The 21,271-nt window shown below is 67.0% G+C and carries 15 protein-coding genes and 3 rRNA genes; 10 read left to right on the top strand and 8 right to left on the bottom strand.

All coding sequences use genetic code 11. From position 1 onward, the window contains the following. The first annotated feature begins 72 nt into the window (after positions 1–72). From WAB15_RS10350 to WAB15_RS10335, 4 genes are all read left to right on the top strand, one after another. Positions 73–885 (top strand): ABC transporter ATP-binding protein, encoded by an 813-nt coding sequence (locus tag WAB15_RS10350; protein WP_407286039.1) that lies wholly within the window; start codon positions 73–75, stop codon positions 883–885. Positions 886–1,012: 127 nt separating this feature from the next. Then, positions 1,013–1,426, top strand: coding sequence for an NfeD family protein (locus WAB15_RS10345; RefSeq protein ID WP_399150048.1), 414 nt, complete (start codon positions 1,013–1,015; stop codon positions 1,424–1,426). Between the two features lie 103 nt (positions 1,427–1,529). Then, complete coding sequence (locus WAB15_RS10340; protein WP_399150038.1) at positions 1,530–2,468, top strand: SPFH domain-containing protein; 939 nt, start codon at positions 1,530–1,532, stop codon at positions 2,466–2,468. A gap of 63 nt (positions 2,469–2,531) precedes the next feature. Next, on the top strand, positions 2,532–3,299 hold the full coding sequence (locus WAB15_RS10335; RefSeq protein ID WP_407286038.1) for a sulfite exporter TauE/SafE family protein: 768 nt from the start codon (positions 2,532–2,534) through the stop codon (positions 3,297–3,299). Between the two features lie 38 nt (positions 3,300–3,337). On the opposite strand, the gene WAB15_RS10330 is transcribed toward WAB15_RS10335, so the two are convergent. From WAB15_RS10330 to WAB15_RS10320, 3 genes are all read right to left on the bottom strand, one after another. Beyond that, a complete protein-coding gene (locus tag WAB15_RS10330) occupies positions 3,338–3,841 on the bottom strand; it encodes an HNH endonuclease (RefSeq protein WP_393501161.1) in 504 nt (167 codons plus the stop codon). Between the two features lie 392 nt (positions 3,842–4,233). After that, entirely contained in the window at positions 4,234–4,770 is a 537-nt protein-coding gene (locus WAB15_RS10325) for a YbhB/YbcL family Raf kinase inhibitor-like protein (RefSeq protein ID WP_399150040.1), read from the bottom strand. A gap of 41 nt (positions 4,771–4,811) precedes the next feature. Then, positions 4,812–5,594 carry a sporulation protein gene (locus tag WAB15_RS10320; protein ID WP_399150041.1) on the bottom strand — a complete coding sequence of 261 codons (783 nt, stop codon included), beginning with the start codon at positions 5,592–5,594 and terminating at the stop codon, positions 4,812–4,814. A 184-nt stretch (positions 5,595–5,778) separates the two neighbouring features. Here WAB15_RS10320 and WAB15_RS10315 point away from each other — a divergent pair, with 184 nt between their 5' ends. The 6 genes from WAB15_RS10315 to WAB15_RS10290 all read left to right on the top strand — a co-directional run bounded on the left by WAB15_RS10315 (position 5,779) and on the right by WAB15_RS10290 (position 14,378). Further along, positions 5,779–6,429, top strand: coding sequence for a DNA-3-methyladenine glycosylase (locus tag WAB15_RS10315; RefSeq protein ID WP_399150042.1), 651 nt, complete (start codon positions 5,779–5,781; stop codon positions 6,427–6,429). A gap of 641 nt (positions 6,430–7,070) precedes the next feature. Further along, a 16S ribosomal RNA gene (locus tag WAB15_RS10310) occupies positions 7,071–8,599 on the top strand. 304 nt (positions 8,600–8,903) lie between these two features. Continuing rightward, positions 8,904–12,025: ribosomal RNA gene (locus WAB15_RS10305) — 23S ribosomal RNA — on the top strand. Positions 12,026–12,140: 115 nt separating this feature from the next. After that, positions 12,141–12,257, top strand: a 5S ribosomal RNA gene (gene rrf / locus WAB15_RS10300). Together the 16S, 23S and 5S rRNA genes form the textbook arrangement of a ribosomal RNA operon. A 208-nt stretch (positions 12,258–12,465) precedes the next feature. Then, positions 12,466–13,695, top strand: a complete 1,230-nt coding sequence (locus WAB15_RS10295; RefSeq protein WP_407289198.1) for a hypothetical protein — start codon at positions 12,466–12,468, stop codon at positions 13,693–13,695. Beyond that, a complete protein-coding gene (locus WAB15_RS10290; RefSeq protein WP_399144535.1) occupies positions 13,632–14,378 on the top strand; it encodes a hypothetical protein in 747 nt (248 codons plus the stop codon). The genes WAB15_RS10295 and WAB15_RS10290 overlap by 64 nt, the downstream gene beginning before the upstream one ends. A 105-nt stretch (positions 14,379–14,483) precedes the next feature. Here WAB15_RS10290 and WAB15_RS10285 read toward each other — a convergent pair whose 3' ends face one another. The 5 genes from WAB15_RS10285 to WAB15_RS10265 form a co-directional block, all read right to left on the bottom strand. Next, positions 14,484–16,283 carry an IucA/IucC family protein gene (locus tag WAB15_RS10285; RefSeq protein WP_407286037.1) on the bottom strand — a complete coding sequence of 600 codons (1,800 nt, stop codon included), beginning with the start codon at positions 16,281–16,283 and terminating at the stop codon, positions 14,484–14,486. Continuing rightward, entirely contained in the window at positions 16,280–16,852 is a 573-nt protein-coding gene (locus WAB15_RS10280) for a GNAT family N-acetyltransferase (RefSeq protein ID WP_407286036.1), read from the bottom strand. The genes WAB15_RS10285 and WAB15_RS10280 overlap by 4 nt, the downstream gene beginning before the upstream one ends. After that, positions 16,849–18,168, bottom strand: a complete 1,320-nt coding sequence (locus tag WAB15_RS10275) for a lysine N(6)-hydroxylase/L-ornithine N(5)-oxygenase family protein (protein ID WP_399144506.1) — start codon at positions 18,166–18,168, stop codon at positions 16,849–16,851. Before WAB15_RS10275 ends, WAB15_RS10280 begins: the two co-directional genes overlap by 4 nt. Before the next feature lie 31 nt (positions 18,169–18,199). Further along, entirely contained in the window at positions 18,200–19,732 is a 1,533-nt protein-coding gene (locus tag WAB15_RS10270) for a pyridoxal phosphate-dependent decarboxylase family protein (protein WP_407286035.1), read from the bottom strand. A 179-nt stretch (positions 19,733–19,911) separates the two neighbouring features. Beyond that, on the bottom strand, positions 19,912–21,180 hold the full coding sequence (locus tag WAB15_RS10265) for a DUF1015 family protein (RefSeq protein WP_407286034.1): 1,269 nt from the start codon (positions 21,178–21,180) through the stop codon (positions 19,912–19,914). Positions 21,181–21,271 lie beyond the last annotated feature (91 nt).

Here is a 21,271-nt window from a genome sequence, read left to right as displayed (position 1 = left end):
ACGGCACTGACAACGAGTGGCGTAGGTTTGCAGGGGGCTGCGCCTACAGGTGTACGCGACGACCGAGAAGCAATGGGAGACAACGCGCTCATGAGCGATGTGCTGGAGCTGGTGGACGTATCCGTGGTCCGCGAAGGACGGGCTCTGGTGGACCAGGTCTCCTGGTCGGTCAAGGAGGGAGAGCGCTGGGTGATCCTCGGCCCCAACGGCGCCGGCAAGACCACCCTGCTGAATGTCGCCTCCAGCTACCTCTTCCCGACCAAGGGCACAGCCTCCATCCTCGGGGAGCGGCTCGGCAAGGTCGACGTCTTCGACCTGCGCCCGCGCATCGGCGTCGCCGGCATCGCGCTCGCCGACAAGCTGCCGCGCAGCCAGACCGTCCTGCAGACCGTGCTCACCGCCGCGTACGGCATGACCGCGAGCTGGCAGGAGGACTACGAGGCCGTCGACGAGGAGCGCGCCCGCGCCTTCCTCGACCGCCTCGGCATGACCGCCTATCTCGACCGCAAGTTCGGCACCCTCTCCGAGGGGGAGCGCAAGCGCACCCTGATCGCCCGCGCGATGATGACCGACCCCGAGCTGCTCCTGCTGGACGAGCCGGCCGCCGGCCTCGACCTCGGCGGCCGCGAGGACCTGGTGCGCCGCCTCGGCCGCCTGGCCCGCGACCCGTACGCGCCCTCGATGATCATGGTCACCCACCACGTCGAGGAGATCGCCCCCGGCTTCACCCACGTCCTGATGATCCGTCAGGGCAAGGTGCTTGCCGCCGGCCCGCTCGACCTCGAACTGACCTCCAGCAACCTCTCCCACTGCTTCGGCCTGCCGCTGATCGTCGAGCGCAACGGCAACGACCGCTGGACCGCGCAGGGCCTGCCGCTGACCTGAGCCCCGCCCGTCGCCCGGCCGCCCACCCCGCACGGAGCCCCCGACGCGGCGTCAGCCCCCGTCGCCGACCGATCGCACCCTGTCCCGGTCCGCCGCACGGACCTACCATGAAGCCGTGGATCCATGGGTGTGGTGGCTGATCGCCGCCGTAGGGCTGGGTATTCCTCTCGTCGTGACCGCGATGCCCGAATTCGGGATGCTCGCGGTCGGCGCCGTCGCCGGTGCCGTCACCGCAGCGCTCGGTGGCGGCACCGTCCTCCAATTCATCGTGTTCGCCGCCGTGTCGGTGGCGCTGATCGCCGTCGTACGGCCGATCGCGAACCGCCACCGCGGCCAGGGCCCCCAACTCGCCTCCGGGATCGACGCGCTCAAGGGCAGGACCGCCACGGTCCTGGAGCGGGTCGACGGCGGGGACGGCGGTCGCATCAAGCTCGCCGGCGAGGTCTGGTCCGCCCGCGCCCTGGACACCGAGCGGAGCTACGAACCCGGCCAACAGGTCGACGTCGTCGAGATCGACGGCGCCACGGCCGTCGTCATCTGACCTGAACACGCTGCGCCACGAGCCATGTCTCTGAAAGACTGATCAACGGCAAGCCGGTCACACCGGCCGGCACGGACCAGCTACGAAGGGCACGGGAGCCGCTGTGGAACCGATCATCATCGTCCTGATCATCCTGGTGGTGCTCGTGTTCATCGCACTCATCAAAACGATCCAGGTCATCCCGCAGGCCAGTGCCGCGATCGTGGAGCGCTTCGGCCGCTATACGAGAACCCTGAACGCGGGCCTGAACATCGTCGTCCCGTTCATCGACTCCATCCGCAACCGCATCGACCTCCGCGAGCAGGTCGTGCCGTTCCCGCCGCAGCCGGTGATCACCCAGGACAACCTGGTCGTGAACATCGACACCGTCATCTACTACCAGGTGACGGACGCGCGCGCCGCGACGTACGAGGTCGCCAGCTACATCCAGGCCATCGAGCAGCTCACGGTCACCACCCTGAGGAACATCATCGGCGGTATGGACCTGGAGCGGACGCTGACCTCCCGTGAGGAGATCAACGCGGCGCTGCGCGGCGTCCTGGACGAGGCCACCGGCAAGTGGGGCATCCGCGTCAACCGCGTCGAGCTCAAGGCCATCGAGCCGCCGACCTCCATCCAGGACTCGATGGAGAAGCAGATGCGCGCCGACCGCGACAAGCGCGCCGCCATTCTCCAGGCCGAAGGTGTCCGCCAGTCCCAGATCCTGACCGCCGAGGGTGAGAAGCAGTCCTCCATCCTGCGCGCCGAAGGTGAGGCCAAGGCCGCCGCGCTGCGCGCCGAGGGCGAGGCCCAGGCGATCCGGGTGGTCTTCGAGTCCATCCACGCCGGCGACCCGGACCAGAAACTGCTGTCCTACCAGTACCTCCAGATGCTCCCGAAGATCGCCGAGGGCGACGCCAACAAGCTCTGGATCGTGCCCAGCGAGATCGGCGACGCCCTCAAGGGCCTCGGCGGCGCCATCGGCAACTTCGCCCCGCCGACCGGCGGCGGCTCCATCCCCAAGCCCAGTACTCCGAAGCACGAGAATCCGCCGATCGACTGACCCTCGCGCGCCCTTGGTGCATGATCGGGCGAAACCGTACCGATCATGCTCGGGGGAGCCAGCGTGACCATCTGGGAAGCCGTCGCCGTCCTCGCCGCGGGGGTCGGCGCCGGCACGATCAACACCATCGTCGGATCCGGGACCCTCATCACCTTCCCGGTGCTGCTGGCCTTCGGACTGCCGCCGGTCACCGCCAACGTCTCCAACACCCTGGGGCTGGTGCCCGGCTCGCTCAGCGGCGCCTTCGGCTACCGCCGTGAACTCTCCGGCCAGCGCCGCCGCCTGCTGCGCTTCGGGATCACCGCCATGCTCGGCGGCCTGGGCGGCGCGATCCTGCTGCTGGCGCTGCCACCCGAGGCGTTCGCCATAGTCGTCCCGGCGCTGATCGCGGTCGCGCTCGTCCTCGTCGTCGCACAGCCCGCACTCTCCGCCCGGCTCCGTGCCCGCCGTGAGCGCAGCGGCACCGCCGCACACCCCGACGGCGGCCCCCTTCTGCTCCTCGGGCTGCTGGTCGCCAGCGCCTACGGCGGCTACTTCGGCGCCGCCCAGGGTGTGATCTACCTGTCCCTGATGGGCCTGCTGCTCAACGAGGACCTACAGCGCCTCAACGCCATAAAGAACGTCCTCGCCGCGATCGTCAACGGCATCGCGGCGGTCTTCTTCCTCTTCGTCGCCACCTTCGACTGGGCCGCCGTCGCGCTGATCGCCCTCGGCTCCACCCTCGGCGGCCTGCTCGGTGCGAAGATCGGCCGCCGGCTGCCGCCCGTCGCCATGCGCGCCGTGATCGTCGTCGTCGGCCTGCTGGCCATCGTCCGACTCCTGGTCAGGTAGCGGGAGTCGGACGACGGCTCAGCGGGCGGACGGTGCTCCTACGCCGGCAGGGCCATCCACTCCGGCAGCCCCTCCCGTACGGACACCCCCAGCGTCGACAGCAGCGCATCCGCCGGCGTCGGCTCGAACGGCCGCCGCAGCAGCTGCATCCCCGCCTGCTCCGGCGTCCGGTCCGCCTTACGGTGGTTGTCCTCCGCGCACGAGGCGACGGTGTTCAGCCAGGTGTCCCCACCACCGTGCGAACGCGGCACCACATGGTCCACCGTGGTCGCCCGGCGCCCGCAGTACGCGCACCGGTGCTGGTCGCGCACCAGCACACCCCGCCGCGACCACGGCGCCCGTTTTCGGAACGGCACCCGTACGTATCTGCTCAGTCTGATCACTTGCGGCACCGGCACGTCCACCGAGGCGGCCCGGATCCGCAGCCCCGGGTGCGCGTGCTCGACGACGGCCTTGTCCTGCATGACCAGCACCACCGCGCGCCGCAGCGACACCGTCGACAGCGGCTCGAAGCTCGCATTCAGAACCAGCGTCTCACGCATCCCGTCCACCTCCCGGACCCGCTCCGCCCCCGTGGCGAAGTTGCTCCACTGTGCAGCGGCAGGTATTCCCCGAACAACGCAATTTCCGCATGCCACAAGGGAAATGGAGCGAGATCAGAAGATGAAGAAGAGGTGGTCCGGCGGCACCCGCACACCGGGAACGGCACCGCCCCGGGTCCCACCCCCGTGAGACACGCGGGACCCGGAGCGAACGGCAGCCGGCGAGGACGCCCGACACACAACGGGCTCCGGCAAGCGGCCGCCGGCGACACACCTGCGCCCCGCCGCTTCCGCCACTGCGGTACCAGCTGCCCGACGCCCTTGTTACGGGGCGGCGGCGCAGGTACCACTCTGCGTGTCGGAAGCGCCGGGGCGCAACGGAATTAGGGGGCTCAGCCGGCCGGGACCTCGTACTCGGCGATCAGCTGGGCCCGGCCGATGGAGTGGAAGCGCAGATTGAACCCCACCACCGCGGGCGAGGCGTCCGCGTCCGGCCCCAGCTTCTCCTGGTCCACCGCGTACACGGTGAAGACATACCGGTGCGGACCGTCCCCGGGCGGCGGCGCCGCGCCCCCGAAGTCCCGCGTCCCGTAGTCGTTGCGGACATGGACGGCGCCCTCGGGCAGCCCCTTCATCTCCCCGGACCCGGCACCGGCCGGGAGCTCCGTCACGGACGCCGGGATGTCGAACAGCGACCAGTGCCAAAAGCCGCTGCCCGTCGGCGCGTCCGGGTCGTAGCAGGTGACGGCGTAGCTCTTCGTCCCCGCGGGAGCGCCCTCCCACCGCAGGTGCGGCGAACGGTTCCCTTCGGCGAAGACCTGCTCCGGCCGCAGCGTCCCGCCCGGCTCCACCTCATCGCTCAGTACCGTGAACTCCGGCACCGACGGATGGAAATCGTGCGGGAGCGGCCGCCGCTTCAGCTCGGACACGCGAACCTCCTGGTCGCTTGCTGACACCTTGTCCGGCCAGGTTAGAGCCAGTTCCGCTTGCCGCCGACCTCCGCCAGCCACTGGTTGAGGTACGCCGCCCAGTCGGTCCCCTCGAAGTCGTTGAGCCCCACCGTGAACGACCGGTAGGTGTCCGACCCCTCGGTGAACAGCCCCGGCTTCTTGTCCATCTCCAGGATGACGTCCATCTCCCGGTCGTCCGCCACGAACGACAGCTCGACCTGGTTCAGCCCCCGGTACTGCTGCGGGGCGTGGAACTCGATCTCCTGGTAGAACGGCAGCTTCTGCCGGGTCCCCCGGATGTGCCCCTGCTCCAGGTCGGCGGCCTTGAAGCGGAACCCGAGCCGCCCGAACGCGTCGAGGATGGCCTGCTGCGCCGGCAGCGGGTGGACGTTCACCGGGTCGAGGTCACCGGAGTCCACCGCGCGGGCGATCGCCAGCTCCGTGGTCACCCCGACGCTCATCCCGTGCAGATGCGTGCCCAGGAACGTGGTGATCGGCGTCTCCCACGGGATCTCCAGCCCGAACGGCACCGTGTGCGCCGCCCCCGGCTGCACCTCGAACGCCCCGCCCAGCTGCGCCTTGGTGAACTGGATGTTCCGCTTGAACTCCTCGTCACCGCTCTCGACCTCGACCCGGGCCTGCAACCCGACCGACAGCCCCTGGATCTCCTGGGCGACGGACCCGCCCTGGATCCGCACCTCACCCTGCGCAACCCCGCCAGGGACCACGTTCTCCTCGAAGAGCACCGTCTCCACCGACGCGCCCCCGGCACCCAGGCTCGCCAGCAGCTTCTTGAATCCCATGCTCGTCCTCCCCAGGCGGAACGCCTGTGCTGTGTTGTAGCGCGCCGAGTTCTCGGCTCGGTTCCTGCGCATCGCTTCCTACGAACGCGAAACCGCGCATGCCGGTTCCACGACCCAACCTTCCCAACCCCGACGCCCCGCTGGCCAGCCGGGACCCACCACCGCTCCACTACTCTCGGGCCGCATGACCGACGTACCGGAACGAATGCCGCTCCACCGCGACTTCTTCGACCGCCCCGTCGTCGAGGTGGCCCCCGATCTGCTGGGCCGCACCCTTGTCCGCCACACCCCCGACGGCACGATCGAACTCCGGCTGACCGAGGTCGAGGCGTACGACGGCGAGTCCGACCCCGGCTCCCACGCCTACCGCGGCCGCACCGCCCGCAACGCCACCATGTTCGGCCCGCCCGGCCACGCGTACGTCTACTTCATCTACGGCATGTGGTTCAGCCTGAACGCGGTCTGCGGCCCCGAGGGCCGGGCGAGCGGCGTCCTCCTGCGCGCCGGCGAGATCCTCACCGGCGCGCCACTCGCCGCGGCCCGGCGCCCCAAGGCCCGCAGCGCCAATGAGCTGGCAAAGGGGCCGGCCCGCCTGGCCACCGCCCTCGACATCGACCGCACCCTCGACGGCGTGGACCTGTGCGCCGGCGGCCAAGCCCCCCTCACCCTGCTGCACGGCAGCCCGCCCGCCCCCGACCGGGTACGCAACGGCCCGCGCACCGGCGTCGGCGGAGACGGGGCCGATCACCCTTGGCGTTACTGGATCGCCGACGATCCGACGGTCAGCCCATACCGTCGGCACGTCCCCCGACGCCGCACCGCCGGCGCAACTTGACTCTCCACGGTCAACCGCCTAACGTAGCCCGAGCCGTTGGAGACGGGCAGCGCTATCTGCGCAGACCGCCAGACGGCGCAACCAACTACTCTCAACGACTCCCTGACGGGTCTTATTCGGCGTTGCCGAAATTCGACCCGCCGACTCGATTATGAGCCGCAAGGGAAAGCCGCTAAAGTAGTGACCACGCCGAAAGGGCAGCCGCAAAAAGCTGCTCCGAAGCGGACCTCCGACGAAATTCGGAACCGGAATCCAAGTGAAACCGGATCTGATAGAGTCGGAAACGCGAAGAAGCCGAAAGGCGGAAACGCACCGGCGAAAATCGGAGCCGCAAGGATCTGATAGAGTCGGAAACGCAAGACCGAAGGGAAGCGCCCGGAGATCCTGGTGAAACAGGAACAAAGGAAGCGTCCGTTCCTTGAGAACTCAACAGCGTGCCAAAAGTCAACGCCAGATATGTTGATACCCCGTCGACCGGAAACATCCGGGAGATGAGGTTCCTTTGAAAGTCCTACCGGCACAATGTGCGGGTAGGCAACACACAGCGAGGACGCTGTGAACGAGCAGGCTTATTCCGCCTGCTTGTTCCGCTCAACGCGAGTGTCACCCGCAGTTTTTCATTAAACGCAGTCGGGTAAGCATTCACGGAGAGTTTGATCCTGGCTCAGGACGAACGCTGGCGGCGTGCTTAACACATGCAAGTCGAACGATGAACCTCCTTCGGGAGGGGATTAGTGGCGAACGGGTGAGTAACACGTGGGCAATCTGCCCTTCACTCTGGGACAAGCCCTGGAAACGGGGTCTAATACCGGATATGACGCGCGACCGCATGGTCTGTGCGTGGAAAGCTCCGGCGGTGAAGGATGAGCCCGCGGCCTATCAGCTTGTTGGTGGGGTAATGGCCTACCAAGGCGACGACGGGTAGCCGGCCTGAGAGGGCGACCGGCCACACTGGGACTGAGACACGGCCCAGACTCCTACGGGAGGCAGCAGTGGGGAATATTGCACAATGGGCGAAAGCCTGATGCAGCGACGCCGCGTGAGGGATGACGGCCTTCGGGTTGTAAACCTCTTTCAGCAGGGAAGAAGCGAGAGTGACGGTACCTGCAGAAGAAGCGCCGGCTAACTACGTGCCAGCAGCCGCGGTAATACGTAGGGCGCAAGCGTTGTCCGGAATTATTGGGCGTAAAGAGCTCGTAGGCGGCTTGTCACGTCGGATGTGAAAGCCCGGGGCTTAACCCCGGGTCTGCATTCGATACGGGCAGGCTAGAGTTCGGTAGGGGAGATCGGAATTCCTGGTGTAGCGGTGAAATGCGCAGATATCAGGAGGAACACCGGTGGCGAAGGCGGATCTCTGGGCCGATACTGACGCTGAGGAGCGAAAGCGTGGGGAGCGAACAGGATTAGATACCCTGGTAGTCCACGCCGTAAACGTTGGGAACTAGGTGTGGGCGACATTCCACGTCGTCCGTGCCGCAGCTAACGCATTAAGTTCCCCGCCTGGGGAGTACGGCCGCAAGGCTAAAACTCAAAGGAATTGACGGGGGCCCGCACAAGCAGCGGAGCATGTGGCTTAATTCGACGCAACGCGAAGAACCTTACCAAGGCTTGACATACGCCGGAAAACCCTGGAGACAGGGTCCCCCTTGTGGTCGGTGTACAGGTGGTGCATGGCTGTCGTCAGCTCGTGTCGTGAGATGTTGGGTTAAGTCCCGCAACGAGCGCAACCCTTGTTCTGTGTTGCCAGCATGCCCTTCGGGGTGATGGGGACTCACAGGAGACTGCCGGGGTCAACTCGGAGGAAGGTGGGGACGACGTCAAGTCATCATGCCCCTTATGTCTTGGGCTGCACACGTGCTACAATGGCCGGTACAATGAGCTGCGATACCGCGAGGTGGAGCGAATCTCAAAAAGCCGGTCTCAGTTCGGATTGGGGTCTGCAACTCGACCCCATGAAGTCGGAGTTGCTAGTAATCGCAGATCAGCATTGCTGCGGTGAATACGTTCCCGGGCCTTGTACACACCGCCCGTCACGTCACGAAAGTCGGTAACACCCGAAGCCGGTGGCCCAACCCCTTGTGGGAGGGAATCGTCGAAGGTGGGACTGGCGATTGGGACGAAGTCGTAACAAGGTAGCCGTACCGGAAGGTGCGGCTGGATCACCTCCTTTCTAAGGAGCATTTCTTACCAAGCCTGGCTTGGTCAGAGGCCAGTACATCAGCGAATGTCTGATGCTGGTTGCTCATGGGTGGAACGTTGACTATTCGGCACGGTTTCTGAGGGTTCATTAGTACTGCTTCGGCGTGGAACGTGGGTCTTGGGGGATCGTGTCGGGCACGTTGTTGGGTATCTGAGGGTACGGACTGTGAGTCTGGACCTTCGCGATGCCGGCCCCGGTGTAGCGCCAAGTTGCTTGGTGTGTGACGGGTGGCTGGTCGTTGCTTGAGAACTGCACAGTGGACGCGAGCATCTGTGGCCAAGTTTTTAAGGGCGCACGGTGGATGCCTTGGCACCAGGAACCGATGAAGGACGTGGGAGGCCGCGATAGGCCCCGGGGAGCTGTCAACCGAGCTTTGATCCGGGGGTGTCCGAATGGGGAAACCCGGCAGTCGTCATGGACTGTCACCCATACCTGAACACATAGGGTATGTGGAGGGAACGCGGGGAAGTGAAACATCTCAGTACCCGCAGGAAGAGAAAACAACCGTGATTCCGGGAGTAGTGGCGAGCGAAACCGGATGAGGCTAAACCGTATTGGTGTGATACCCGGCAGGGGTTGCCAGTGCGGGGTCGTGGGAGTTCTCTTTCATCGTCTGCCGGCGATGAGACGAGTCAGAAACCGTTGATGTAGGCGAAGGACATGCGAAAGGTCCGGCGTAGAGGGTAAGACCCCCGTAGCTGAAACATTGACGGCTCGTTTGAGAATCACCCAAGTAGCACGGGGCCCGAGAAATCCCGTGTGAATCTGGCGGGACCACCCGTTAAGCCTAAATATTCCCTGGTGACCGATAGCGGATAGTACCGTGAGGGAATGGTGAAAAGTACCGCGGGAGCGGAGTGAAATAGTACCTGAAACCGTGTGCCTACAAGCCGTGGGAGCGTCGCGTTGAGTCTTCGGATTCAACGTCGTGACTGCGTGCCTTTTGAAGAATGAGCCTGCGAGTTTGCGGTATGTTGCGAGGTTAACCCGTGTGGGGAAGCCGTAGCGAAAGCGAGTCCGAATAGGGCGTTGAGTAGCGTGCCCAAGACCCGAAGCGGAGTGATCTAGCCATGGGCAGGTTGAAGCGGAGGTAAGACTTCGTGGAGGACCGAACCCACCAGGGTTGAAAACCTGGGGGATGACCTGTGGTTAGGGGTGAAAGGCCAATCAAACTCCGTGATAGCTGGTTCTCCCCGAAATGCATTTAGGTGCAGCGTCGTGTGTTTCTTGCCGGAGGTAGAGCACTGGATAGGCGATGGGCCCTACCGGGTTACTGACCTTAGCCAAACTCCGAATGCCGGTAAGTGAGAGCGCGGCAGTGAGACTGTGGGGGATAAGCTCCATGGTCGAGAGGGAAACAGCCCAGAGCATCGACTAAGGCCCCTAAGCGTGTGCTAAGTGGGAAAGGATGTGGAGTCGCAGAGACAACCAGGAGGTTGGCTTAGAAGCAGCCACCCTTGAAAGAGTGCGTAATAGCTCACTGGTCAAGTGATTCCGCGCCGACAATGTAGCGGGGCTCAAGCACACCGCCGAAGTCGTGTCATTGCAGCATGAGGGCCAACGCCCGCTGTGATGGGTAGGGGAGCGTCGTGTGCCGGGTGAAGCAGCCGTGGAAACGAGTTGTGGACGGTTCACGAGTGAGAATGCAGGCATGAGTAGCGATACACACGTGGGAAACGTGTGCGCCGATTGACTAAGGGTTCCTGGGTCAAGCTGATCTGCCCAGGGTAAGTCGGGACCTAAGGCGAGGCCGACAGGCGTAGTCGATGGACAACCGGTTGATATTCCGGTACCCGCTTTGAAACGCCCAATATCGAATCCATTAATGCTAAGGCCGTGAAGCCGGCCTGGAGTCTTCGGACAAAGGGACGTGGTGGAGCCGCCGATCCAAGGTGGTAGTAGGTAAGCGATGGGGTGACGCAGGAAGGTAGTCCAGCCCGGGCGGTGGTTGTCCCGGGGTAAGGGTGTAGGACGCTGTCTAGGCAAATCCGGACAGCATGAAGTCTGAGACCTGATGCCGAGCCGATTGTGGTGAAGTGGATGATCCTATGCTGTCGAGAAAAGCCTCTAGCGAGTTTCATGGCGGCCCGTACCCTAAACCGACTCAGGTGGTCAGGTAGAGAATACCGAGGCGTTCGGGTGAACTATGGTTAAGGAACTCGGCAAAATGCCCCCGTAACTTCGGGAGAAGGGGGGCCATTTCCGGTGATGGGATTTACTTCCTGAGCTGGGGGTGGCCGCAGAGACCAGCGAGAAGCGACTGTTTACTAAAAACACAGGTCCGTGCGAAGCCGTAAGGCGATGTATACGGACTGACGCCTGCCCGGTGCTGGAACGTTAAGGGGACCGGTTAGTCACATTTCGGTGTGGCGAAGCTGAGAACTTAAGCGCCAGTAAACGGCGGTGGTAACTATAACCATCCTAAGGTAGCGAAATTCCTTGTCGGGTAAGTTCCGACCTGCACGAATGGCGTAACGACTTCTCGACTGTCTCAACCATAGGCCCGGTGAAATTGCATTACGAGTAAAGATGCTCGTTTCGCGCAGCAGGACGGAAAGACCCCGGGACCTTTACTATAGCTTGATATTGGTGTTCGGTTCGGCTTGTGTAGGATAGGTGGGAGACTTTGAAGCCGTGACGCCAGTCATGGTGGAGTCATTGTTGAAATACCACTCTGGTCGTGCTGGATGTCTAACCTGGGTCCGTGATCCGGATCAGGGACAGTGTCTGGTGGGTAGTTTAACTGGGGCGGTTGCCTCCTAAAGAGTAACGGAGGCGCCCAAAGGTTCCCTCAGCCTGGTTGGCAATCAGGTGTTGAGTGTAAGTGCACAAGGGAGCTTGACTGTGAGACTGACGGGTCGAGCAGGTACGAAAGTAGGGACTAGTGATCCGGCGGTGGCTTGTGGAAGCGCCGTCGCTCAACGGATAAAAGGTACCCCGGGGATAACAGGCTGATCTTCCCCAAGAGTCCATATCGACGGGATGGTTTGGCACCTCGATGTCGGCTCGTCGCATCCTGGGGCTGGAGTCGGTCCCAAGGGTTGGGCTGTTCGCCCATTAAAGCGGTACGCGAGCTGGGTTTAGAACGTCGTGAGACAGTTCGGTCCCTATCCGCTGTGCGCGTAGGAGTCTTGAGAAGGGCTGTCCCTAGTACGAGAGGACCGGGACGGACGAACCTCTGGTGTGCCAGTTGTCCTGCCAAGGGCATGGCTGGTTGGCTACGTTCGGAAAGGATAACCGCTGAAAGCATCTAAGCGGGAAGCCTGCTTCGAGATGAGGGCTCCCACCTCCTTGAGAGGGTAAGGCTCCCAGTAGACGACTGGGTTGATAGGCCAGATATGGAAGCCGGGTAACCGGTGGAGTTGACTGGTACTAATAGGCCGAGGGCTTGTCCTCAGTTGCTCGCGTCCACTGTGTGGTTCCCGGGTTGCGAACAGTCGCAGCGTCGGTTGAACCAAGTTCCACTTTAATTAACTGAAAAGTGTGCTTGTTCGCTCGAACCCGATAGGGTTTCGGTGGTCATAGCGTTAGGGAAACGCCCGGTTACATTCCGAACCCGGAAGCTAAGCCTTTCAGCGCCGATGGTACTGCAGGGGGGACCCTGTGGGAGAGTAGGACGCCGCCGAACAATCTTTCAAGGACCCTTGGTCCCAGCGTTCATGCTGGGACCAAGGGTCCTTTTTGTTTTGCCGAAGCGCGCCGAACTGGTCGGTGCGCGAGAATGAATGCAGTACCGAAGACAGGAGTCACGTCGATGTCCACCAACTCTTCCGACGATCGTTCGGAGCGCCGTCCGCAGCGGCGCGACGACGGTGACCGCGGTGGTTTCCGGCGTGATGACCGGGGGCCGCGTCGCGACAGCCGCGACGGCGACCGCGGTGACCGCGGCGGCTTCCGACGCGATGAGCGTGGTGGCGGGGGCGGTGGGTTCCGCCGCGAGGACCGTGACCGTCCCGCCGGCGGCGACCGCGGGGGCTTCCGCGGGGGTGACCGTCGTGACGACCGGCCGCGTGGCCCGCGTCGTGACGATGAGCGTGGTGGCGGGTTCCGGCGCGACGAGCGCGGCGGGGACCGTCCGGCCGTCCGTCGTGATGACCGGTCGTACGGGGGCGACCGCGGCGGCGACCGCGGCGGATTCCGTCGTGATGAGCGTCGTGACGACCGCGGCGGCGACCGCGGTGGGTTCCGTCGTGACGACCGGCGTGACGACCGCCGTGACGACCGTGGCGGCTTCCGTCGGGACGACCGTTCCTCCGGTGGTGAGCGCGGTGGGTTCCGCGGCGGCGAGCGCGGTGGTGACCGTCCCGGCTTCCGCCGTGACGACCGGCGTGACGACCGTGGCGGCGACCGTGGTGGGTTCCGTCGGGACGATCGTCGTGATGAGCGGCGTGACGACCGTGGTGGCGACCGTCCTTCGTACCGTCGGGACGACCGGCGTGATGACCGTGGTGGGGACCGTGGTGGGTTCCGTCGGGATGACCGTGGCGGCGACCGCGGCGGCGACCGTGGTGGGTTCCGTCGGGATGACCGTGGTGGCGACCGTGGTGGGTTCCGTCGGGACGATCGCGGTGGGGACCGTGGTGGGTTCCGTCGTGACGACCGGGGCGGGGATCGTCAGGGCTTCCGGCGTGATGACCGTGGCGGGGATCGTCAGGGCTTCCGTCGTGATGACCGTGGCGGCGACCGTGGTGGGTTCCGTCGGGACGATCGTCGTGATGAGCGGCGTGACGACCGTGGCGGCGACCGTCCTTCGTACCGCCGGGATGACCGGCGTGACGACCGTGGCGGCGACCGCGGCGGCGACCGCGGCGGGTTCCGTCGGGATGACCGCGGTGGCGACCGTGGTGGGTTCCGGCGTGACGACCGGGGGCCGCGGCGGGATGACCGGGGTGGGTTCCGCAGGGATGACGAGCGCGGTGGGCGTCGGCCGTACGGCGGTGGCCGTGGCCGGGACGACCGTCGTGACGAGCGGCGGGACCGGGACCGGGAGCCGATCAAGCGGCTGCCGATTCCGGAGGACGTCACCGGTGACGAGATCGACAAGGATGTCCGGCAGGAGCTGCTGAGCCTGCCGAAGACGCTCGCCGACGACGTCGCCAAGAACCTGGTGATGGTCGCCAAGCTGCTGGACGAGGACCCGGAGCAGGCGTACGGGTACTCGCGGGTGGCGCTGCGGCTGGCGTCCCGGGTCGCGGCGGTGCGTGAGTCCGCGGGCTTCGCGGCGTACGCGGTCGGCAAGTACAGCGAGGCGCTGGCGGAGTTCCGGGCGGCGCGGCGGATGACCGGCGGTGTCGACCTGTGGCCGGTCATGGCGGACTGCGAGCGCGGTATGGGCCGGCCGGAGAAGGCGCTGGCGATGGCCGGTGAGCCCGAGGTGCAGAAGCTGGACCGGGCCGGGCAGGTCGAGATGCGGCTGGTCGCGGCGGGTGCCCGCAAGGACATGGGGCAGGCGGACGCCGCGGTCGTGACGCTGCAGAGCCCGGAGCTGGCGTCGAGCGCCGTCCACCCGTGGACCGCGCGGCTGCGGTACGCGTACGCGGACGCGCTGCTGGAGGTCGGGCGCGAGGACGAGGCGCGTGACTGGTTCGCCAGGGCGCTGGAGGCCGATCAGGGCGGCACGACGGACGCCTCGGACCGGCTCGCCGAGCTGGACGGGGTGGAGTTCACCGACGTGCTGGAGGAGTCCGGCGAGGCGGAGGAGAGCGACGACGCCGGCGCGGACTCCGGTGAGCGGCCCGACAAGGGCTGACCCGGCAGGGGCCGGGCCGATGCGGGCTCGGGCCGTGTGAGCGGAGGAATGCAGGAAGGGCGGGATCCCGGTGGGGTCCCGCCCTTCGGCGTTTGCGGGGACGGGTCAGGGGGCGTAGGGGGCGAGGGGGTTGCGGAGGGTGCCGATCAGCTGGAGGGCGCCGGCGGGGTCCTGAAGGTCGACCATCTGCTGGTTGTTGCGCAGCTGGAGGCGGTTGAGGCAGGAGAGGGCGAACTCCTCGGCGAACATGTCGTACCGGTCGAACTTGTCGGCGAGGTGCGGGTGGGACTCCTGGTAGTCGGCGACGCAGCCGGCGACCGTGCGCCAGAAGGTCTCCTCGTCGAGGACGCCGAGGTGGTCGAGGGTGCCGCTCAGGAAGCGGAAGAAGCAGTCGAAGACGTCCGTGAAGACCGACAGGAGCTTCTTGTCCTCGGGGACGTCGGCGCGGATGCGTTCGACGGTGGGGGGCAGGACCGCCTGGGGGTCCATGACGGCGATCTCTTCGGCGATGTCCTTGAAGATGACGCGGGCCACCGCGCCGTCCTCGACGACCAGGATGGCGTTCTCGCCGTGCGGCATGAAGACCAGGTCGTAGGCGTAGAAGGCGTGCAGGACGGGGGTCAGGTACGCGTCGAGGTAGCGGCGGAGCCAGACGGCGGGCTCCAGGCCGGACTCCTTGATCAGTGCGGCGGCGAAGGAGTCGCCGTCGCGGTCGGTGTGCAGCAGGGAGGCCATGGTGGCCAGGCGCTGGCCCGGTTCCAGGGTGGACACGGGGCTCTCGCGCCACAGGGCGGCGAGCATCTTCAGGTAAGGGGAGCCCTTGTCGGTGGCCGCCTCGTACTGGCGGTGGTGGTAGCCGATCGCGGCGCGCTCGCGGATGATCGAGAAGCGGGCGGCGCGGAGGGTGTCGTCGGCGGCGATCAGGCGGGCGAGCCAGTCGTTGATGGCAGGGGTGGCCTCCATGTACGAGGCGGACAGGCCGCGCATGAAGCCCATGTTGAGGACCGAGAGCGCCGTTTTGACGTAGTGCTTGGCGGGCGCGGTGGTGTTGAAGAAGGTCCGGATGGACTGCTGGGCGAGGTAGTCGTCGTCGCCGGGGCCCAGGCAGACCAGGCGCCGCTGGGCGACCTCCGCGGCGAAGGTGACGGACAGCTTGTTCCACCACTGCCAGGGGTGGGTGGGGAGGAGGTAGTAGTCGTCGGGGTCGAGGCCGAGGGTGGTGAGGGTGGCGCGGAAGCGGTCTCGGGTGGCCTCGCCGAGTTCGTCGCGGACCAGCGCGTCGTGGTCGAGGCCGGCGCCCGCGGTGAACGTGGCGTGCTCGCGGCGGGCGGCGAGCCAGATCAGCCGGACGGGGGTCGCGGCCTCGGGGGCGTAGGCGTGGTACTCGTGGATGCCGAAGCCGAGGCGGCCGTTGTTGGCGACGAAGCAGGGGTGGCCCTCGGTCATGCCGGTCTCGACGGCCTGGAAGTCGGACGCGGCGAGCTCGGTGGCGGTGGGCTTGTCGGCGGCGAGCTTGTAGGCGGTGCCGGAGAGGGTGGAGCTGATCTCCTCCAGGTAGACCGGGAGGATCTGTGCGCCGAGTCCCAGGGCGTCGCGGTGTTCGAGGAAGAACTCCATGGCGTCCAGGGGGAGTTCGTCGTGGTCGCGGTGGCGGGTGATGCTGTCCGGGTCGATCTGCCAGTGGTCGAGGGCCTGTCTGCGGGCGGTGAAGCGGTATTCGGTGGCGCCGTCGTCGCTGCGCAGGCAGTAGTGGCCGTCGTGGGGCAGGCGCTTGGGGGTGAGCAGCCGTTCATGGGCGAACTCGGCGAGGGCCTTGCGTATCAGCAGGCGGTTGGCGCGGGCCCACAGTGCGGGGGTGAGGTGGGCGACGGCGTCCTGGGCGGTCGGCCGGGTGCCGGCGGTCATCGGTGGTCTCCTTGCGCGGCCAGGAACTGGTCGCGGGTGCAGGTGCTGAGGCAGGCGTCCTTGGAGGGGAGCGAGACGGTGCGCCGGAGCTCGAATCCGACGGCCTTGTTGAGGGCGTGGACGGCGGTGTTGCGGGCGTCCGGCTCGACGACGACGCGGCGGGTGGCCGGGTCGACGAAGAGCATCTCCATGACGGTGGTGAGCACGGCGAGGGTGAAGCCGTGCAGCGGGGTGGCGGTGGGGGCGGTGAGGAAGTGCATGCCGACGTCGCCGGGCCGGGCGGTGTGGATGCCGACCAGTTCGCGGTGGGCGGGGTCGTAGCGCTCCATCAGGAAGGCCGGGCTGCCGTTGTGCAGGCCGAGGAAGGCGTCGTGGAAGGGGTCGGCGGCGATCCGCGTGAACTCCTTCTCGACGGCCGCCGGGTCGCAGTCCTGCATCAGCCAGAAGACGGCTTTGGGGTGGGTGACCCAGCAGTGCAGCAGCTCGGCGTCGGCGGGCGGGTCGACCGGGCGCAGGGAGAACTCCCCGAGTGCGGGGTCGGTGCGGGTGAAGAGGGGGGCCTCGCTCATGCGGGGATCTCCATGGGGTGGTGCGGGCCGGCCGGGGCGGCGAACTCCTGGAAGGCGACGGCCTTTTCGACCGGGTAGTACTCGCGGCCGAGCAGCTCGCGGATGATGCACGAGTTGCGGTACGCGGCCATGCCGAGATCGGGCGTGACGAAGCCGTGCGTGTGCAGCTCGGCGTTCTGCACGAAGATGCCGTGGCCGGTGGTGTCGATGCTGTAGTTGCGGGCCACGTCGTAGCGGCCGGCGTCGTCCCAGGCGATCCGGTCGCGGACCGGGGTGAGGAAGTCCGGTACGCGGTATTGGTAGCCGGTGGCGAGGATCAGCCCCTGGGTGTCGAGGACGAAGCCGGTGCCCTGCTCCTCCTGGCGCAGGCCCAGGGTGTAGGTGCCGGTGGTCTCGTCGTAACTCGCCTTGTCCAGTGCGGTGTTGGTCAGCAGGCGGGTGGGGACCGGGCCGGCGAGGTTCTTCTGGTAGAGCAGATCGAAGATGTCGTTGATCAGGGCGGAGTCGATGCCCTTGTAGAGGTGCTTGTGGGTGGTGTTGAGGCGGTCGCGGGTGGCCTGGGGGAGGGCGTGGAAGTAGTCCACGTACTCCGGGGAGGTCATCTCCAGCGTGAGCTTGGTGTATTCGAGCGGGAAGAAGCGCGGGGAGCGGGTGGCCCAGGTCAGGTGGTAGCCGTGGCTGTCGATGTCCTGGAGGAGGTCGAAGTAGATCTCGGCGGCGCTCTGGCCGCTGCCGATGAGGGTGAGGGAGTCCTTGGCCTGGAGGGCGGCCTTGGCGTCCAGGTAGTCGGCGTTGTGCAGCAGATCGCCGCCCAGGCCCTGGCAGGCCTCGGGGAGGTGCGGCGGGGTGCCGGTGCCCAGGACGAGCTTGCGTGCGCGGTGGGTGGTGCGTTCGCCGGTGGGCAGGTGCTCGGCGTGGACGACGTACAGCTCTTCGCGGGCGTCGTACTCGACGGTGGTGACCTGGTGGGCGAAGCGGAGGGAGTCGAGTTTGCCGACCGCCCAGCGGCAGTAGTCGTTGAACTCGGCGCGCAGCGGGAAGAAGCTCTCGCGGATGTAGAACGGGTAGATCCGCCCGGATTCCTTGAGGTAGTTCAGGAACGAGAAGGGCGAGGTGGGGTCGGCGAGGGTGACCAGGTCGGCCATGAAGGGCACCTGGAGATGGCTGCTGTCGAGCATCATGCCGGGGTGCCATTCGAAGGACGCCTTGTTGTCCAGGAACAGGCCGTCGAGTCCGTCGATGGGCTCGGTCAGGCAGGCCAGGCCCAGGTTGAAGGGGCCGAGGCCGATGGCGATGAAGTCGTAAGGGGCGGACACAGGGGGTCTCCGAGGGGGTGGGCTTGGGAGGTCAGCGCGCGCTGAGCGCCGGCCGGGGCTGCTCGGCGAGGAAGCTGCCGGCGTGCTCGGCGATCAGGTCGAGGACGGTGGCGATGTCGTCGAGCGTGGTCTCCGGGTTGAGCAGGGTGAACTTGAGGTAGTGGCGTCCGTCGACCTTGGTGCCCGCGACGATCGCGTCGCCGGAGGCGAACAGGGCCTCCCGGGCGTGCAGATTGACCCGGTCGGCGAGCTCGGGGTCCGGGTCGGTGCCGGGGAGGTAGCGGAAGACCAGGGTGCTGAGCCGGGGTTCGACGACGACGTCGAAGCGGGGGTCGTCGTGGAGGAGTTTCCAGGCGTCCGCGGCGCGGTCGATCACCTCGTCGAAGAGTTCGCCGACGGACCGGGCGCCCATGATGCGCAGGGTGAGCCAGAGTTTCAGGGCGTCGAAGCGGCGGGTGGTCTGGATCGACTTGTCGACTTGGTTGGGAATGCGCCGCTCGGCCATCCGGCGCGGGTTGAGGTAGTCCGCGTGGTAGGTGACATGGCGCAGGGTCGCGCGGTCGCGGACCAGGATGGCGCTCGAACTGACCGGCTGGAAGAAGGACTTGTGGTAGTCGACGGTCACCGAGTCGGCCCGCTCGATGCCGTTCAGCAGCTCGCGGCGGCGGGAGACCAGCAGGCCGCAGCCGTAGGCGGCGTCGACGTGCAGCCAGGCGCCGTACCGGTCGCACAGCTCGGCGATCTCGGGGAGCGGGTCGATGGAGCCGAAGTCGGTGGTGCCGGCGGTCGCGACGACGGCCATGGGTATCAGCCCCTCGCGCCGGCAGCGCGCCAGCTCGTCGGCCAGGTCGGCGGCGCGCATCCGCTTGTCGGCGTCGACCGGGACGGCGATGACGGCCTCCGCGCCCATGCCGAGGAGGGTGGCGGCCTTGCGGATGCTGAAGTGGCCGCACTCGGAGGTGAGGATGCGCAGCCGGGGCAGTACGTCGGTGAGCCGGGCGCCGGCCGGGGAGTCGTCGCCGGTCGGCTCGCGGCGGCAGGCCTCGTCGCGGGCGAGCAGCATGGCCTGGAGGTTGGACTGGCTGCCGCCGCTGGTGAAGATGCCGTCGGCCTGCTCGCCGAGGCCGATCCGGTCGGCCGTCCAGTCGATCAGCCGGCGCTCGATGAGCGTGCCGCCGGCGCTCTGGTCCCAGGTGTCGAGGGAGGAGTTGACGGCGGAGAGCACGGCCTCGCCGACGAGGGCGGGGATCACCACGGGGCAGTTGAGGTGCGCGAGATAGCGCGGGTGGTGGAAGTAGACGGCGTCGCGGAGGTAGACCTCCTCGAGTTCGTCGAGCGCGGCGGCCGGGTCGTGCAGCGGGGTGTCGAGGTCGACGCCGGCGACGGTGGGCGTGAGGCCGTCGACGGAGATGCCGGTGAACGGGCGGGCGGTGCCGGCGATTTTGGCGCTGATCCGCGTGACGCTCTCGGTGACGGCGCTGCGGTAGCGGTGGGCCGTGGCGTTGTTGAGCAGATACGTCCGGCTGTCGGCCGGGTCCTCGGCAAAGGGCGCGAGGAGACTCATGAAGCTGTCCTCCCTGGTGCGGACTTGACCACGTCCTGCGCAGGGTGGGGTGTGCGCAGGGGCGGGGAGACCCGCCCGAGACGTAGTTAGGTAAGCCTAACCTAACTATGTCTCGGGGCTGGTCGCAGGTGCCGCGGGCGGGCGGAAGCCGGTATTCAGTTGTGGGCGGACGCCGGGGTTCAGTCGGTGTCGGACTCGTCCAGGGTGCGCAGGACCAGACCGGTGGCGGGCTTGGGTCCGAAGGAGGTGGACTTGCGCGGCATCGTCACACCGCACTCGGCGAGTTGACGGACCGTCTCCTCCGATGTGGCGCGCATCAGGACGGCCGAGCCGCCGAGCCGGGCGGCCTGCTCGACGGCGGCCTCGGCGTGGTGCAGATAGCTGATGTCGGAGGGGTGGTCGGGGACGTGCCAGACCTCGTCCAGCAGGACCGAGTGCAGCACGGTCGCGTCCAGCCGCCGCCAGGCCTCGGGCCGGTCCCGGCGGATCGCGCGGTCCAGCAGCTCGGGGTCGGGGCGGTCCAGGAGGTGGAAGGAGTGCCGCCCGCCCGCGAGGACGAAGGCGGTGCCGGGTGTCTCGTCGAGCGCCGCCAGCGCGGCGGGCAGCTCGCCCGGGAGCGTACGGGTGCGGAAGGCGCCGGCCAGATCCGCCAGCGCCTTGGCGGGCGGCAGATGCGGCAGTACGCGGTGGATCGCGCGGACCTGCAGCGGATAGCGGGTGGTGTCGACCAGCAGCACCAGTCCCGACGCCCAGGGCGAGGCGGCGCCGGCCCCGGACTGCTGCTCGTACAGCCGCTGGTAGGTCGCCCAGCGGTGGTGGCCGTCGGCGATCAGGGCCTGCCGGCGGGCGAGATCGTCGTCGATGGCCGCGAGATCGGCGGGGTCGGTGACCGCCCACAGGCGGTGGGTGAAGCCGTCCTCCGTGGTCGTGGCGAGCAGCGGGGTGCCCTCCGCCACGCGCTCGATGACCGCGGTGGCCCCGTTCGCGGAGTTCTGGCCACGGTAGGAGAGGAGCAAAGGCTCGAAGTTTGCGGCCGCCGCGCCCATCAGCGCGGCCCGGTCCTCGACGACCTCGTCGATGACGTCCTCGTGCGGCAGCACCGGACCGTCCAGGCGCAGCGCGCCGATCAGCCCGCGCTGCAGCATCTCGCCGGCGCGCTGCTCGTAGACGTACAGCGCGGGCTCGGGGTCCTGCGTCAGCACGCCCTCGGCGCGCCAGCGGCGCAGGGTGTCGGCGGCCTGGCGGTGGCGGGTGGTGGGGTCCGCGGCGTGCGGGAGGATCAGCCGGACGATGTTGTACGGATCGGCGGTCTCCAGATGGCGCACGCCGTCGGGCCGGACCACCACGTCATAGGGCGGTGAGGTCACGGCGGTGAGGCTGCTGATCCGGTCCGGGGCGTAGCGCAGTCCACGGAACGGGAGGAGGCGGAGGCCGTCGGTACTGGTCATTGAAGAATGCTATGCCGCCGACGCGATGAGGGAAGATCGGGGGACAGGCCGCTATGGCCGGAACTATCGGTATGCGCGGGGCGGGCGACGG

Origin of the sequence: Streptomyces sirii, from assembly GCF_045690365.1 — a bacterium.
In the GTDB taxonomy this organism is placed as follows: Bacteria; Actinomycetota; Actinomycetes; order Streptomycetales; family Streptomycetaceae; genus Streptomyces; species Streptomyces sirii.
Note: the sequence above shows the minus strand (reverse complement) of the source record. Positions and strands in the feature narration are given on the sequence as shown.